General features: G+C 58.6%; 9 protein-coding genes. 7 read left to right on the plus strand and 2 right to left on the minus strand.

Translation table 11 applies throughout. From position 1 onward, the window contains the following. The first annotated feature begins 13 nt into the window (after positions 1 to 13). From RISK_RS00250 to RISK_RS00270, 5 genes are all read left to right on the plus strand, one after another. Positions 14 to 2,002 carry a RecQ family ATP-dependent DNA helicase gene (locus RISK_RS00250; protein WP_047812245.1) on the plus strand — a complete coding sequence of 663 codons (1,989 nt, stop codon included), beginning with the start codon at positions 14 to 16 and terminating at the stop codon, positions 2,000 to 2,002. 259 nt (positions 2,003 to 2,261) lie between these two features. Further along, positions 2,262 to 2,879 carry an imidazole glycerol phosphate synthase subunit HisH gene (gene hisH, locus RISK_RS00255; protein ID WP_047812246.1) on the plus strand — a complete coding sequence of 206 codons (618 nt, stop codon included), beginning with the start codon at positions 2,262 to 2,264 and terminating at the stop codon, positions 2,877 to 2,879. Positions 2,880 to 2,911: 32 nt separating this feature from the next. Continuing rightward, complete coding sequence (locus tag RISK_RS00260) at positions 2,912 to 3,484, plus strand: hypothetical protein (protein ID WP_047812247.1); 573 nt, start codon at positions 2,912 to 2,914, stop codon at positions 3,482 to 3,484. Between the two features lie 502 nt (positions 3,485 to 3,986). After that, positions 3,987 to 4,853, plus strand: a complete 867-nt coding sequence (locus RISK_RS00265; RefSeq protein ID WP_047812304.1) for a sugar phosphate isomerase/epimerase family protein — start codon at positions 3,987 to 3,989, stop codon at positions 4,851 to 4,853. A 5-nt stretch (positions 4,854 to 4,858) separates the two neighbouring features. Continuing rightward, positions 4,859 to 5,896, plus strand: a complete 1,038-nt coding sequence (locus RISK_RS00270; protein WP_047812248.1) for a bile acid:sodium symporter family protein — start codon at positions 4,859 to 4,861, stop codon at positions 5,894 to 5,896. 516 nt (positions 5,897 to 6,412) lie between these two features. Here RISK_RS00270 and rtcR read toward each other — a convergent pair. After that, positions 6,413 to 8,032: an RNA repair transcriptional activator RtcR gene (gene rtcR / locus RISK_RS00275; protein ID WP_047812249.1), complete on the minus strand. Its 1,620-nt coding sequence runs from the start codon at positions 8,030 to 8,032 to the stop codon at positions 6,413 to 6,415. Between the two features lie 185 nt (positions 8,033 to 8,217). Between rtcR and RISK_RS00280 the strand changes: the two genes are divergently transcribed. Both RISK_RS00280 and rtcA read left to right on the plus strand, forming a co-directional pair. Then, positions 8,218 to 9,750, plus strand: a complete 1,533-nt coding sequence (locus tag RISK_RS00280) for an RtcB family protein (protein ID WP_047812250.1) — start codon at positions 8,218 to 8,220, stop codon at positions 9,748 to 9,750. Continuing rightward, on the plus strand, positions 9,743 to 10,783 hold the full coding sequence (rtcA, locus tag RISK_RS00285) for an RNA 3'-terminal phosphate cyclase (RefSeq protein WP_047812251.1): 1,041 nt from the start codon (positions 9,743 to 9,745) through the stop codon (positions 10,781 to 10,783). The genes RISK_RS00280 and rtcA overlap by 8 nt, the downstream gene beginning before the upstream one ends. A 970-nt stretch (positions 10,784 to 11,753) precedes the next feature. Here the strand turns inward: rtcA and RISK_RS00295 are convergent. After that, positions 11,754 to 15,800, minus strand: a complete 4,047-nt coding sequence (locus tag RISK_RS00295; RefSeq protein WP_236695903.1) for a DEAD/DEAH box helicase — start codon at positions 15,798 to 15,800, stop codon at positions 11,754 to 11,756. Between the last annotated feature and the right edge of the window lie 248 nt (positions 15,801 to 16,048).

The following is a 16,048-nucleotide window of genomic DNA, read 5'->3' on the forward strand; positions in this document are numbered from 1 at the left end:
ATGATGAGGCACGATGGTAGAAACGGGCACGGACGCCGATGACGCTTTGCCTGATTCAAGCTTGCGTTCCACCCGCTGGGCTCACGCCGAGCGGGTGTTGAAGGAATCCTTTGGGTTCGAGCGTTTGCTGCCGCCTCAACGGAAGGTCATTGAACGACTGTTTGACGGTCGCAATGTGGTCGCGGTGATGCCAACGGGAAGTGGCAAAAGCTTGTGCTACCAATTGGTCAGCCAATGTTTGCCTCACCTGACCGTCGTGGTGTCGCCCTTGGTCGCTTTGATGAAAGACCAAGGCGACTCGCTGAAACGGCGAGGCATCGAGGTGGCAAGGCTGGACCATTCCGCGTCGCCGCAAGAGCTGCGTTTGGACTTGCAACGTGTTCGATCGGGGCACTGCAAGTTGCTGTACGTTTCCCCAGAACGTTTTTTTAACGAGCGTTTTCGTGCGGTCTTGGGTGAGACACCGATCTCGATGTTGGCGGTCGACGAAGCCCATTGCATGAGTGAGTGGGGGCACCACTTTCGTCCCGATTACCTGCGGTTGCCGGACGTGGTGGAGGAGCACAGCATCCCGCAAGTGCTGGCGTTGACTGCGACGGCGCCGACGCGAGTCGTGCGTGAAATTCGGTCCGCGTTTGGGTTGGAGCGAACCGATGTTGTGAAGCTGCCGACACATCGTTCGAATTTGCACCTGCAGTGCACCCAGGTGACCTCTCGAGAGCGGGATGAACGCTTGCTGGAACAGCTTCGGGCGGCGGCCAAGTCCCGAAGCAAGGGCGTCACGATTGTTTACGTCACTCGTCGTCGAACCGCCGAGCAACTGGCAGAATCGCTGAACGAAGCAGGTCTTTCCGCGATGGCGTACCACGCAGGATTGACCGGCGAACAGCGCGATGCGATCCAGCACTGGTTTTTGGAATCCAACCAAGGCATTTTGGTCGGCACAGTTGCGTTTGGCATGGGGGTGGACAAAGCCAACGTTCGCCGAGTGATTCACTACAACCCGTCGTCCTCATTGGAAGGGTATAGCCAAGAGATCGGGCGGGGCGGTCGCGATGGCAAAGCGACACAGTGTCAGACGTGGTTGGTTCCCGAAGACCAAGTCGCGATTCGCAATTTGCCGTGCAGCGACTGGCCGACGAAGGCGTCCGTGGAACGTTTGTTGGATCGATTGATCGGCCAACCGGATTCGTTCTATTTGGCGCTTGGCAAACTGGCGTGGGAAGTGAATTTGTCTGCCGGCGTGCTGGGGACGTTCATGATCCAGTTGCGCCAACGTGGATGCCTGGAACTGCTGCCCGCTCGGTACGACGTCTATCGAGTCAAACCGAGGTGCGAGATTTCGGAAATTGTTTCGCGGAGTGAAGCGATTGACCCGGAGGCTGCGGAAGCGATTGTGGCTTCGTTGGTCAAAGCCAAGCGGGCGTATCGCGTCAACTTGGTTCTGGCGACGCGGCAATATGGCGTGTCCCGGATTCGCCTGGTCGCGGCGCTCGAGGCGTTGGCGTTGTCCGGGATCATTGAATTGGAATCGTCTGAGTTGATGCACGGGTACCGCTGGGTCGAGCGGATTGCTCGGCCCGCGGCGACGGTGAAGCACTTGCTGAAACGCTTTGACGCGTCGATGGATGCGACGCAGCAGCGAATCGATTCGATGATGGGTTTTTTGGCCTGCAGCGAGTGTTTGCCGGTCTCGATGGCGGCTCATTTTGGTTCCCGTCGCTCGCGGCCCTGCGGGAAATGTTCGGCCTGTCGCGGCGAGGGGCCGTGGGATACCCAGCTGAATCCACCCGATTCGATCGGCGATTCGGCCTCCAAAGCGATGGCAGATGCGATGGCCGAGTATCCCGACCTCTTTTCAGATCCGATCGATCGGGCCAAATTCCTGTGTGGCTTGTACACGCCCGCTTTCATGCGTTTTCGCGTGAACCGGCATTTCGGCTTTGGTGTCTGTGAATCCGTTCCCTTCACGACCGTTTTGGCGGCCATGCGGGCGAACTGATTCGATGGGATCACTCGCTCACCAGGCTGCTGATTTGGTCGTCAGTGACGTTACAACGCATGTAGGATGGGCACTTTTGCCCGTCAGAGTGGTGGATGTCGGCCAAGAGTGGCCAACCGACAACAAAATCAATTCGCCGTCGTGCGTCGGGTTAGGACTGGCAAGCTGATGTTGTAAAACGACCGACGGCACACCGTTCCACCGACTTTGTCCTCTCGTAACCCCGTTTCCGCGAAACCGCTTTTTGAGATTGGCACCCATGATCACCATCGTTGACTACCAAATGGGAAACCTCCGCAGCGTCCAAAAGGCGGTGGAGCGTTCGGGCGTGGAAGCGGAGATCACCAGTGACGCCAGCCAGATCGCGGCGGCCGAACGGTTGATTCTGCCGGGCGTGGGAGCGTTTGGGGATGCGATTGGCGAAATTCGTCGCCGCGATTTGGAAAAACCGATCAAGGACTTCATCGCGTCGGGCAAACCTTTTTTGGGAATCTGCCTGGGCCTGCAAATGTTGTTTGAGCAGGGGCTGGAAGGCGGCACCCACGAAGGCCTGGGGGTGTTGGCTGGCGACGTGGTCCCGTTTGAATTGCCGGTGGAATACAAGGTCCCGCACATGGGATGGAACGCGGTCGACGTTCAATCGGCGGGGGCCGATCTGGGCATTCCATCCGGAACTCATTTTTACTTTGTTCACTCGTACTACGTTCGTCCGACCGATCCGTCGGTGATCGCGCTGACCTGTGACTACGGCGGCGAGTTTTGTGCTGCCGTGCGTCGTGGCAACTTGATCGCGACGCAATTCCACCCCGAAAAGAGCCAGGGAGACGGACTGCGATTGATGCAGCGTTTCGCAACCTCGCCGGTCGAAGTCGCCTGAGTCACCCGCCATCCAGCCTGGAACACACATCCATGAATTCATCCATCTCGACTCCACCCGCGCACCAGCTGCAAACCGAAAACGGGAGTTTGCAAATTCGGTTTGAGTGGCAGCAGGATCGCTACGCTCACGTCGTTCGCTGGCAGTCTGAATCGGGCGAGGTGTGCGAAGCTCGCAGCGAAGAAGGCTCGTCCGACCAGGATTGGCCCGCCTCGCCAGCACTTCAACAGTTGTCGACCGAGACCATCGAAGGCGTGCCGACGATCCTGGGAGTCGGCTGTGCCGGCAGCAGCCACTTCAGCGTCAGCGTGCAAGTGTTGGAAACAGGCGGCACCGCGGCAGATGAGAACCCGCTCCCTGCTGTTCGATTCGACTGGGCGGTGAGGATGTCGGCTGCCGCTGCGAAGGAGCATCCGGACGCCGACTTGGGGACCAAGTACACGGCGGAAAAAATGCTGGCAAGTTCTTTGCATGGGCAAACCGAAACGGTTTGCGATCCAACATCGGATGGCGGATCCCGATTTGTGCCGGATCCATCCGGTGGTGGTCGCACACGGCAGTGGAGCTACGATCTGCTCGGGGCGGCTTGCGCAGATCCCGAGTAGCGCAAGTCGTCAAGACTTTCGGGGATTCGTGCTTCCAATCGAAACTCTTGACGAGTTTCGCTACCCGAACCCTTCTCCATCCGGTGGTGGGCGCACACGGCAGTGGAGCTACGACCTGCTCGGGGCGGCTTGCGCAGATCCCGAGTAGCGAAAGTCGTCAAGACTTTCGGGGATTCGCGCTGCCAATCGAAACTCTTGACGAGTTTCGCTACCCGAACCCTTCTCGGTTGCAAGCGACTCGTGAAGTAGCAGAATGACCTAAACCATCGGCGGTTCATGGGAAACCGACCGCTCGCCCTCGGATTGAAATACACTGTGGGTTTTCATTCCTCAGGATGCTGCCTTGATGTCGAACCCCATTCCTCGTCGCCAAGCGTTGTTGGCGGCCTCCACTGTCGCAGCGGCGGCTTTGCCCGCCACTCAACTTCTCGCGGGAGAGTCACGCACGATGCTTGCTGCCAAGACGAATTTGATGGACATGATTCCAGTGCCACCGCTGGCGATGAACACCAGCACGCTTCGCGGGCACAACTTGACCGTGCCCCAGCAAATCGAGGTCGTTGCGAAAGCCGGATTTGATGGCATCGAACCGTGGATCCGTGACCTGCGAAGCTATGTCGACGGGGGCGGCAGCGTTTCCGATTTGAAGAAGCAGCTCGACGACGCAGGACTGAATGTTGTCGGTGCGATCGGATTTGCCCGTTGGATCGTGGATGATCCGGCGGAACGCCAAGCCGGTTTGGACGAAGCCAAGCGGGACATGGAGTTGGTGGCATCGCTCGGTGGCAAACAAATGGCAGCGCCTCCGATTGGCGTTCACCGAACCGAAGAACTTGGTGAGGACGGGGCACCTTCACTGGAGACGATCGGCGAACGTTACCGGGCCATCTTGGAGCTCGGTGACACGATGGGAGTGACTCCGTTGTTGGAGCTCTGGGGGTTCTCGCCGGTGCTGCATCGCCTGGCGGAGTTGGCCTACGTTTCGACGGCCGCCGCTCATCCGTCCGCCGCCGTGCTGCCGGATTTCTATCACATCTACAAAGGCGGCAATGAGATGTCGTCACTGGGGATGATCGAAGCGTCCCGCATGCCGTTGTTCCACATCAACGACTATCCCGGCCAGCCCGGCATCGATGTCATCGCGGACAAAGACCGGGTGTATCCGGGCGACGGGGTGTGTGACTTGGTGGGCACGATTGCGATGTTGCTTCGCAACGGATTCGTCGGCACGTTCTCGCTGGAGTTGTTCAACCCAGGTTATTGGAAGCTGCCCGCTGAGCAGGTCGCCGCGGAAGGTTGCCAGAAATCTCGCGACGTGATCGCCCAAGCGGTGGAAGCAGCGAAGCACGCCGCAGCCAACCAGGCTTGATCCGAATGAATCCGATTTTTGCCTGGGGACGACGGCACGGGTTTCTTCTGACGTTGGCGGTTTTGTTCGCGATTGGATTCACCGCCGCTGACGTGCTTCGTCCGGTCGCGGAGCAGGAATGGCTTCGCGGCGCGGTCGTGTTTGCTGTCATGTGGGCATCGGGGATGACGCTGCCGTTGCGATCGGTGACGGATGCGGTGCGGCGCCCCATGGCGGTGCTGGCCGCGGTCAGCCTCAACACGCTGGCGGTTCCTGTGGCGGCCTGGTGGATTGCAGGGTGGATGGCGCCGGAATGGAGGTTGTCGTTCTACGTCGCTTCGTTGGTGCCTTGCACGCTTGCGTCGGCGATGGTGTGGACGCGCCGCGCCGGGGGCGACGATTCGATTCCGATGTTGACGACGGTGGTGACCAATCTCGCCTGCGTGGGTGTGATCCCATTGGGATGGTGGTGGGTGTCGGAAACCGAAGCCGTGGTGGAACTCACCCGTGGTCTGCAGGCGGTGGCTGGATCGGCAGTGACGGCCGAGGCCGCTGGAGCGGGCGGTCAGACGTTGGGGGAGCAAGCGATCAAGTTGGGATTGGTGGTGGTGGCTCCGTTGACCTTGGCCCAGTGCATGCGTCTTGGGGGGTGGGCCGAGTGGGCGGATCGAACCAAGCCAAGGCTGTCTTGGGCAGCGCAGGGCGGCATCCTGACCATGGTGGTGTTCGGTGCCGTGACCACCGCCGACAAGCTGGCCTCGATCACCGAGGAAGGCGGGATGGCGGTCTTTGCTCAACTGATCGCGACTGCCTCGGTGATTCACCTGCTGTGTTTGCTGGCCGGAATCCTATTGACCCGTTGGGTTCTGGGACGCGGCCCCGAGACACAGATCGCCGTGGGTTTCTCCGCCAGCCAGAAGACGCTCGCGATTGGCTTGCAAACATCCATGGACCTGGGGGTCAGCGTGTTGCCGATGATCATCTACCACGTCATTCAGTTGGTCTGGGACACCGTGGTCGCTGACGCTTGGATGGCAAGGGGAAAGAAGGATTCGTCTGACTGAAGCTTGCGCAGCCATCTCGGGGCTTCCACCCCGAGCGATCGAGGCCGTGCAGTTTTTTAATGCCGTTTTTGAGCGGGTTTTCACTTGTCGCACCTCCCCTGAAACGAAGTTTCAGGGGAGGTCGAGCGACGCCGTTCAGGCGTCCGCGAGGGAGGGGGCACGAGCATGGGATCGCAGTATGAATTGCCCTCCCCCGAAAACCTCGCTGAAGGCTCGTTTCTCGACCCCTCCCGTTTCACGGGCGGGGTTCGCAAGATTTGATGAGCACTGCACTTAAAAACTGCACGACCTCGATCCACGAGGTCTCCGTCGGAGCCTTGGACGCAAATTCGCCCCCGAGGCGCCGTCAAAACTAAGCAGGTCGGCAGGAGTGATCAAGCACAACCATGTGAGCCGTTTGGGCGTTAGCCCCGGTTGTGCGTGAAAACCGTGGCTAACGCCAGCGGCTCACATACCCGATGACACCTGCGTACCTGCTTAGCTCGGAGCGGAAGCCCCGAGACCAGCGTCCCACGCTCAGAGCAGTTCGTTCCAGCTCAAGCCGAAACGTTGCAAGTACTTTCGCAAGCGGTCGGCGTCGTTGGGTTTGGCCTTTGCTTTACGTGACTCGGCAAACAGGGTTCGGCCGGCGTGTGACAGTGATCGGCTTTCGCGACAAACCCGAATGACATCGGCAAGTTGCACGCGATCGAAGCGATCCAGCTTCGAGACTTGGGTTTCGTCCAAGCAGCTGGTCAAGATGGACGTGTCCTCGCGGTGGGCATCGGCGACCTGCCAACTGGATCGCAAACGGGCGATTTCCTCGGTCACCAATTCGATCGTGATGCGTCCGCCTTCGGCAAGCGTGCCCATTCGCGTCACGGCCGCATTGAGATCGCGAAAGTTGGCGTTCCAAGGTGTGGCGGGATCCATGGCGAAATCGACAAACGCCTTTCGAGCCTCTTTGCTGATCGTGACCTTCTGTCCGGAGTCACGCGTGAACTGCTGCAGCTCGTAGTCCAGGTTGGGGTCGATGTCGGCTCGCCGTTCATGGAGGCCGGGCAATCGAAACGACCAAAGGTTGATTCTTGCCAGCAGGTCTTCGCGAAACCTGCCCGCACAGACTTCTGCGATCAAATCACGATTCGTTCCCGCGATCAATTGAAAGTCGCTGTGGATGCTTTGGTCGGACCCGACCGGCGTGAATTCTTTCTCCTCGATCGCCCGCAGCATCATCGCTTGTTCATCCAGTCCCAGTTCACCGATCTCGTCGAGGAACAGCATGCCGCCATCGGCGGATTTTAGCAGTCCCGCACGTGCCGAGCTCGCTCCCGTGAAGGCTCCCTTGGTGTGACCGAACAACGCTGACATGGCCTGTTCGCCTCGGATCGTTGCGCAGTTGACTTCGACGAACGGGCCGCTGACCTGTCGCCGGCTGTGCTTGAGTTCGTAAACGAGTTTGGCAAGCTGCGTTTTGCCAGCCCCAGTCGGACCGGACATCAAGATCGGTGCCTTCGTCGCCAGAGTCACTCGCTCGATCCGGTCAATCAGTGCATTGAAGGACGGGTCCTTGGTTTCAATGCCGTGTTTGAGGATGGAGCGTGCTTCGTCTTGTTCTTGACCAAAGCGTTTGGCCAGTTCGTCGTAGCGGGACAGATCCAAGTCGATGATCTGGAACGTTCCCTGAACCGAGGCCGCCTCCTGTTGCTTGGATCGACCTCTCGCTGGCGGCGGCGACGTTTGAATCAAACGCCCCGGCAAGTGACGGGACTCCGTCAACAGGAACAGGCAGATTTGTGCGACGTGGGTCCCGGTGGTGATGTGAACCAAGTAGTCTTCGGCGTCCGTGTCGAAGGCGTAGTCGCGAGAGAACTGATGCAGTCCCGCGTAGACCTCTTCCAGATCCCACGGATCTTTCAATGCGATCGGATGCACTCGCACGGACGTTTCAGGGGAGACGGTCTCGATGTCCTGGACGACTTGGTCGGCCAGCTTGGAGTAACGACGTTCGGCGATCAGTTCGAACCGATCGACGATCAAGTCATCCTGCTGGCAGATCGCCACCGAGGGGCGCCAGGTGCCCCACCGATCGCGAGATTTGCGGGGTTGGTCGAGATGGACGCCGAGCAGGCCGATGACAACGCATTTTTTGTTCATATCCCACAGTATAACTGGCGAGCGTTTTGGATAAGTCTTGGGTGTGTTGCCCACTCCCGTGAATTGAGCTGTGTTTTTGTAAGTCATTGTGGTGATGCATCTTACGTTCTTTGCCGGGGGTTTGGCACGGGGGATGCGTTAAGAAACCAACCACAGCATTCGAAATTCTCCAGCACGAGGCTTCCATGACCACATCCACCAAGACTCGCTCCACCCCGAATTCGCGATTCAAGTACTCCGGCCCCGGAATGGTTTCGACCGGCGAAGCGACCGCGTTGCTGCGGACGGAAACGACCGCGCCGATTCGGGTCTTCGGAACCGAGTCCATTCGCGAAACCTTCGACGACTTGTGTTTGCAGCAAGCCGTCAATTCGCGATTGGCCCCCGGGGTCACCGATCTGGTTTTGAATCCCGACGCGCACTGCGGTTACGGAGCACCAGTGGGTTGCGTGATGGTTTCGCCCACTCACATTTACCCAGGTCCGGTTGGTGTCGACATCAAGTGTTCGATGAGCTTGTTGCAATTGGATCTTCCTGCCGAAGCGATCGAGGACCGCAAGGTTCGTCGAGCGTTGATTTCGGCGATCTGCCAGCGCACGCCGACGGGGGCTGGGAAGGGGCAGCGCAGCGTGACCAAGGCACGGCATGTCAACCGAACCCTCGGGAAGCAATTGGTGACCGAAGGGGCAAGCGACGATGTGTGCCGCGCTCTTGGGATCCCGACCGGATGGGCATTCCGATGTGAAGACTCACATCATGTCGGACACGATGACACGGGGTTGGCACTCGAGAGTCGACTCGAATCGATCCTGGGGCATCGCCACATGAGCAACTTCAGCGACAAAATGCAGCAACTGGGGTCGTATGGAGGCGGGAACCACTTTGGTGAATGCGAAGTCGTGGAAGTGGGCGACAACGACCGCGCCCGTGAAGTGGCTCAGACGTTTGGTCTGATCGATGGAAACGTTGCGTTCTTGTCGCACTGTGGATCTCGCGGGTTTGGTCACAACTTGGCCTCGGGCCAATTCCGTACCTTGCAAGACAAGTTTGATCGGTGGGGGATTCCGCTGCCTGCGGGCGATCGCCAATTGGTTTACGCTCCTTTGGGAACCGAGGAAGCGAATGACTACCTCGATGACATGGCGTTGGGAGCGAACTTCGCGACCGTGAACCATTTGCTCATCAATGCTCTCGTACTGGAAGCGTTCCAAGAAGTGATTCCGGGAACCCGCGGGAACTTGGTTTACTTCATCAGTCACAACATCGCTCGAAAGGAAATCGTGGACAATCGACCAGCCTGGGTGCATCGAAAGGGAGCCACGCGAGCGATGCCGGGTGGCCACCATTCGCTTGCCAACACTCCGTTTGCAAAATCGGGACACCCGATTTTGTTGCCGGGGAATCCACGCGATGGGTCAGCGGTGATGGTGGCTGAGGAAGGTGCGTCGGCGTCTTGTTACAGCGTCAACCATGGTGCGGGACGGACACTCGGGCGTCGTCATGCCAAGCGTGTGCTGGATCAAGCGACGGTGGACGCGGAATTTGATTCCAACGACATCTTGAGCAATTGCCGGAAGTACCCGATCGACGAAGCCCCCGCCGCTTACAAGGACTTCAATGAGGTCCTGCGTTCGGTCAAGTCCGCTGGATTGGCGAGCGAAGTGGCTCGTTTGAAAGCCCGTTTCGTGATCAAGGATGCGAGCAAAGCAGATGATTGAAATCAATGGAAGCGAGGGCGAAGGGGGCGGGCAGATTGTCCGCTCTTCGCTCGCCCTCGCGGCGGTCACGGGGCAACCCATTCGCCTCACCAACATTCGCGGCGGTCGCAAGAAACCGGGGCTGCTGCGTCAGCATCTGGCAGGTGTGCGGGCGATCAAGCAGGTTTGTTCGGGCGACGTCAGCGGAGACCAATTGGGTTCGAATGAATTGACGTTGGTGCCTGGGGAATTGTCCGGCGGCGACCATTGTTTTGAAGTCGGTTCGGCGGGCAGTGCGATCCTGGTTGCGCAGACCATCCTGCCGGTTCTTCTGCATGCGGATGCACCCTCGACGATCGAGATTGGCGGTGGGACGCACGCGGCTTGGGCACCGCCATTTGATTTCTTTCGGCGTTGCTACCTGCCGTTGTTGGCTCGGATGAATGCGAACGTGGAAGTCGATCTTGAATCCCACGGGTTTTACCCTGCCGGTGGCGGGCGGATGGTGATGAAGGTCACGCCCTCCTCCGGCATGAATGGGCTCACATTGACGGACCGAATCGGGAAACTGAAACCGAAGGTCACCGCACTGGTTTCCCGGATTCCAGCATCGGTGGGTGAACGGGAGTGTGACCTGATCGCACGAAAAACCGGATGGGACAAGAAGGCATTCCAGGTGCTCGATGTTCCGCGAGCCGGTGGTCCGGGCAATGTGGTGATGATCGAACTGGGGTTTGACAACGTCTGTGAATTGATCATTGGGTTCGGCAAGATCGGAGTCAAAGCGGAGCAGATTGCGCGTGCGACGCTGCGAGAGGCTCGAGCCCACTTGGCCAGCGAGGTTCCCGTGGGAGCGTACCTGGCCGATCAATTGTTGTTGCCGATGGGCTTGGCCGCGCGCCACGGGCACCGCAGTGAATTTCGCACGGGACCATTGTCGCAGCACAGTCAAACCCACATCGAGGTGCTGCAGCGTTTTCTCGATGTCAAGATTCAGTCTGTCACTGATGAAAACGGTTCCGTCCACGTCAGCGTTGAAGGAAACGAAGGCTAGCCGAGATCGATTCGGCAACGCGGAATCCGACTGTCATGATTGATCGTGCGGGCAACGCTACCCCCCAGTCGTCTCGTTGGCGACTCGAGTGTGTTGGCGTCCTGGCGTTTCACTCTTGGGACGGGTGGTGGATGTTGGTTCAACGCAAAGACGCAGAGACGCAGAGCGATGGTTGGGGAGGTGCGTGCGATCGGCTTTCTAGCGTCTGTTAAGCAGGTCGGCAGGAATGATCGGGCATAATCATGTGAGCCGTTGGGGCGTTAGCCCCGGTTGTCTGCAGGCGGGGGCAGGACGCGAGTTGAAATGCCGTGCTCGCAACAACTTGCGAACCTCGCCCGTGGGCGACGGGCTTGTCGATTTTGCTGTAGGTTGGCCACTCTTGGCCGACATCCGCAACTTGGACGGGCAAGAGTGCCCATCCTATATGCGTGAAAACCTTGTTGACGAATCAATCGACAAGCCGCAACGGAAGCGGGCCGCGAATGGGTTGGCGAAGAGAGGCTTCGCTGGTGGACGGTGGGGAGTTGGTGGCGGGGAGGCTGAGAGGCGGGGCGGTGATTGAAAAAGTGAAATTGTAAATTGTAAAGTTCAAATTGTGCGGGGCTCTCCGGGGATGGGGAACACGCGTCACTTCCCATGCCCGGCCCTCACCCTCGCGCACGCCTGAACGGCGTCGCTCGAGCGAGTGGTCTGTCACGACTTGTTTTTCGGGTAGTGGACGAGGCCACGAGTCCTGAACTGGCGTCCAATCCAAGGATCGTGGCCTCATCCACTACGATCAACCCTCACTTTTAGCTGTAACAGACCACTGGTTTATCGCTCTTCCCAAACTTCGTTTTGGGAGAGGTACGTCAGGTGGAAATCCGCCGAAAAGCGGTGTCGGAAGGTGCACGACCTCCGAAGCTGGGGGAGAGCTCACGGATTGATTCGAGTCAGGTTGGCAGGCGTCTTTCGGCGACTGGCGTTCTCTTTACAGGATCAACTTCATGAGTTCTTCGGCGGAGAGTTTGGCGGATGACTCGGTGCCTTCGAGCAGGCTGTCGGCGAGGTCGCGTTTGCTTTCATGGAGTTTCAGGATTCGTTCTTCAATGGTCCCTGTGGTGATGAATCGGTACACCGTGACGGGCCGCTGTTGTCCCATCCGGTGGGCGCGGTCGGACGCTTGGTCTTCCACCGCGGGATTCCACCAGGGGTCCATGTGGATCACGTAGTCGGCTGCCGTCAGGTTCAACCCCACGCCCCCGGCTTTCAAGCTGATCAAGAACACATCGCCTTCGCCGTCCTGGAAGGCATCCACGCTGGTCTTGCGTTTCTTCGCGGGCGTGCTGCCGTCCAGGTACTGATACGAAATCTGACGTTCATCGAGTCGGTCTCTCAAGAGTTGCAGGTGGCCGACGAACTGGCTGAACACCAACACCTTGTGACCGCCCTCGATCAGATCCGTCACCGTTTCAGTGAACCGTTCGAGTTTTGCTGCTTTCAGGCCTGCGTTGGCGTCGACTAGATCGGGGTGACAACAGAATCGTCGCAGACGCATCAATTCCGCCAGGATCTTGATGTGCATGGGGCGGTCGTCGTCGCTGTCCTCCAAGTTTTGGAGTGCTTTTTGACGAATGGCTTCGTACATCGCGGCTTCCTTGTCACCCAATTGGATCGGCACGGTGACTTCGGTTCGCGGTGGGAGTTCATCCAGAACTTGGGACTTCGTCCGTCGCAGAATGAACGGCGCGATCAATTGCTTGAGTTGTCGCTGGACGTCGCGGCGATGATCGCGTTCGATCGGAACGGCAAAGCGTTCTTGAAACGACTCCGAGGAACCGAGTAGTCCTGGGTTGATGAATTGAAACAGGTTCCACAGTTCACCCAGATGGTTTTCCATGGGTGTGCCGGTGAGCACGACTCGGAAATCCGCTTCGAGTCCCATCGCTGCTTCGCTGCGTTTGGTGTCTGCGTTCTTGATCGCCTGGGCTTCGTCGAGAACCAGCGTCTGCCAACGTCGGGATTGCAATTTTTCCGCTTCGTTGGCCAGCAAACCATAACTGCATATCAGCAGGTCTCGTTTTCCCAAGGACTCAATGACCGTCTCGCGATCCGCTTCGCTGAACAGGACCGGGCGCAGCGAGGGTGCAAAGCGTGCGATCTCGGAAACCCAGTTGGCGGCCACCGATGTGGGGGCGACCACCAATGCCGGGCCGGACTTGCCGCGGTGGAGCAGAACGGCGAGGCACTGCAGCGTTTTCCCCAATCCCATGTCATCGGCCAGGCAGGCACCCGCGCCCAGGTGAGCCAAACGGGACATCCATTTGAAGCCGTCGACTTGGTAGTCGCGGAGTTCTGCGTCCAGCGTCTTGGGAACTTTCGGTCGCACGCGGTCGGCCGATTCGATTCGCTTGATCTGCGTCTTCCATTGTTGGTCGGCAATCAGGTCAGCGTTGCCGGTCAGTTCGGCGATCGCGGTGGTGCGAATGGTGGGGAACCGCACTTCGTCTTGGCGGCGATCCGTGTACGCGGCCATCGTTTCCAGTCGCTTGCGAAAGTGTTCGGTGAGCGCCACAAATCGACCGTCGTTGAGTTGCACGAATCGGGATGTGCTGGCGCTCGCCATCTCCAGCAGATCCATCATCTCGATGGCCAATTGGTTGTCCACCTGCAGTTTGCCCGAAGCGGCGAACCAATCCTGCCCCCCATCGATCTTGATCTTCCAGTCCGACTCATCTGCGGACCCGGCGATTTGAAAGGCTTGCCCCTTGGGCCAGTGCAACGTCAAACGTGATTCTTCCACCAGCGATTCCAGTTCCAGCAGCGCTTCGAGAGCCTCCGCCGCAGTGGGCAGATCGATGACCTCGACGTTGGCCTGCTCACCCAGGAAGTCGCAATCGTTTTGCACCGCACGAAGGCTGTCTGATTCCGCCTCCAAATCCCGGCGAGTCGATCGCATCTGACCGTCAACCTTGGTGACGACCGTTCGACTGCCCTGACCCGGAACGAAGAAACCGCCACTGTCACCAAAGGGGCGAGTGAAGAAGGTGATTTGCAGGCCTTGATCGTAAGGCGTCAAGTGAGCGTGAATGGCGCTGTCAGCGACGACTTGCTCCGCACCCTCGGCGGCGACTTCGATCTCCGAATGCAACGGCGCGATCGGTGCCAGTGGCCGCACCGCGTCGAGCAGTTGATCGACGGCGGAGTCGGGCACCGTCAGACCGTCGGACAACATCGACGCCAGTTTCAACTGCGCGTCGCTGAATTGAACAATCGAAAACTTCGACGTGCTCTCGCGTTGCACCAGCAAATGACAGTCACGGGATGTTGGTCGAGGTGACAAGGAAATCGTGGCGCCACCCTCGGGCGATTGCTCGACCACCAAACGAGCCTGACCCTTTTCAATTTCAATTGGCGATCGGGAGTCGTCGTCCATGAACAGACAGGGGTGATCGACCAGGGCATCGACCAACAACGCGGTTTCAAAGTAGTAGTAACGTTCCGTGTACCCGTAGGGATCGCGTGAAATGTCGCAACGGAGCGAGCCGCAAATCTTTCGATCCGAAGGTTTCAAGAAATCAAACTCGGCGAGTCGACTCGGGTCATGGATTCGCTCCAGAGCAATGGGGCGACCTTTGGACCAGCCCTTTTTGCCATAGCTTTGGTGAACCGGTCGACAATCGAGAGGACGGTCATCGGTCGCAATGGTCACCAACCACGCCAGACGGTTTTGCTCTTCCGGTATCGCGGAGCCTGGCTGCTTGGCAGAGGGAGACGCGGGCTGGTAACTGGCCGCAAAAGCTTGCAAGGCGCCAAGTTGTGTTTTCCAAATGGGTGTTCGCTCGAACTGACCGGCCATCGGTGATGTGCCGGTGGCGTGGTACAGTTTCGCAATCATTTTCGCAGTCGATTGATTTGGTTTGAGCCGGTTGGCGAGGGTCATCGCTTCGGCCGCCAGCCAATCCATTCCCGAGGCGCGATACAACTCGCTGACTTTGGCAAGGTTTTTCAGTTCACGGGCTGCTTGTTCCGTGCTGAAACAAATTTCACGCGCATAACCGCTGAGCAAAGTTGCCAAGGGGCGAGAGGCATCATCGGTCCAACTGGTTTGGATGGATTGGGCCAGTCCCGGGTCGCCTAAAAAGTCGCACCCGCTCAACACGGCGTCACATCCTTGCAGCAGATCTTCATCCAATTGCTTGATGCGTCGTTGGATGATCTTTGCAGCCGTTGCGGTCGCTCGGGGATCGGACTGCCGGAGCAATAGCAGCGGGTAGTGAAGTCCGGCGAAGGTTTGGCATGCCGTCGAGGACGAGCCTTTCTTTCGCGATGCAGTTGGCATGGCAGTGGCAAAGTGTTGGATCGCTTGATCTCGATCACCGTGCAGCAGGCAGACCAGCCCAAGGATTTCGGGGCGTTGGTGTTTCAGCAGTTCCGCCAACGGCTGCAAGGCGGCAACGCGGCCCGCGGCAAACAATAAATCGACACCCACCGAAATGGCAGCCTCGTCCTCGGGGGACGAGCGTTTCAACCAAGCTTCGACGTGATCGATCATCGCCGCCGAGCCATTCGCCGTGTGCAACAGGGACGGTCCGAAGACCCGCCAGTAGGCATCTTGAAGTTCGAAAGGCAGGCCTTCGTAGACGGTCTCGTCAAAGGGCGTCAGCAGGCCCATTGTTCGTGCTTGGACCGCGTCCTCTGAGGCATGGTCGAAGTAGCCCTCCAAATCGCCTTGATAGAATGCGATCCGTTGTTTCTTTAGTTTGTCTGAAGGCTGATGTCGCTCCCAGGAGTATCGATGTGATTTGTGAAATGCGTTCACGATGGCCACCAGATCCGAGAACGTACCCTCGTGGATCGATGATCTCAGAATCGCATCGCCCAGGGACGGCCGAATTTGGAATTTGGTGCTGGATGGAAGCTGAATGTAGCCGATGTTTCGCAGTTGACTCATCATCGGCTTGATGACGGCCTGGGTGATCTTGGGAGGTCCTGGTTTGCCAAGCTTGGTCAAGCAAGGCAGCGCTTTTCGTACCATTTTCGATAGATCGGACAGGTCGACCGGGCCCCAAGCGACGGCGAGGAGTTGACATGTCAACTGCTGCAGTCCATCAAGAGATTCGAAGGGTTTTTTCGTTCCGCGGGATGACAATGGTTGAGATTCCAAGTTGATCTGGGATTGGCAGTCTGGGAGCAGCGATCCAGCACTGAGTCGACGGCTCGCTGGACATCTCCCCGAGCGAAAAAAAGATAGTCTTCCCGGTGGACGTTGCCTAACCGGGGACC

The organism is Rhodopirellula islandica (assembly GCF_001027925.1).
Classification (GTDB): Bacteria; Planctomycetota; Planctomycetia; order Pirellulales; family Pirellulaceae; genus Rhodopirellula; species Rhodopirellula islandica.

Bases quoted from the DNA above. Each gene is read 5' to 3' on its own strand.
- RISK_RS00250 (WP_047812245.1), top strand. From the start codon at position 14: ATGGTAGAAACGGGCACGGACGCCGATGACGCTTTGCCTGATTCAAGC.
- hisH (WP_047812246.1), top strand. From the start codon at position 2,262: ATGATCACCATCGTTGACTACCAAATGGGAAACCTCCGCAGCGTCCAA.
- RISK_RS00260 (WP_047812247.1), top strand. From the start codon at position 2,912: ATGAATTCATCCATCTCGACTCCACCCGCGCACCAGCTGCAAACCGAA.
- RISK_RS00265 (WP_047812304.1), top strand. From the start codon at position 3,987: ATGAACACCAGCACGCTTCGCGGGCACAACTTGACCGTGCCCCAGCAA.
- RISK_RS00270 (WP_047812248.1), top strand. From the start codon at position 4,859: ATGAATCCGATTTTTGCCTGGGGACGACGGCACGGGTTTCTTCTGACG.
- rtcR (WP_047812249.1), bottom strand. From the start codon at position 8,032: ATGAACAAAAAATGCGTTGTCATCGGCCTGCTCGGCGTCCATCTCGAC.
- RISK_RS00280 (WP_047812250.1), top strand. From the start codon at position 8,218: ATGACCACATCCACCAAGACTCGCTCCACCCCGAATTCGCGATTCAAG.
- rtcA (WP_047812251.1), top strand. From the start codon at position 9,743: ATGATTGAAATCAATGGAAGCGAGGGCGAAGGGGGCGGGCAGATTGTC.
- RISK_RS00295 (WP_236695903.1), bottom strand. From the start codon at position 15,800: ATGGTACGAAAAGCGCTGCCTTGCTTGACCAAGCTTGGCAAACCAGGA.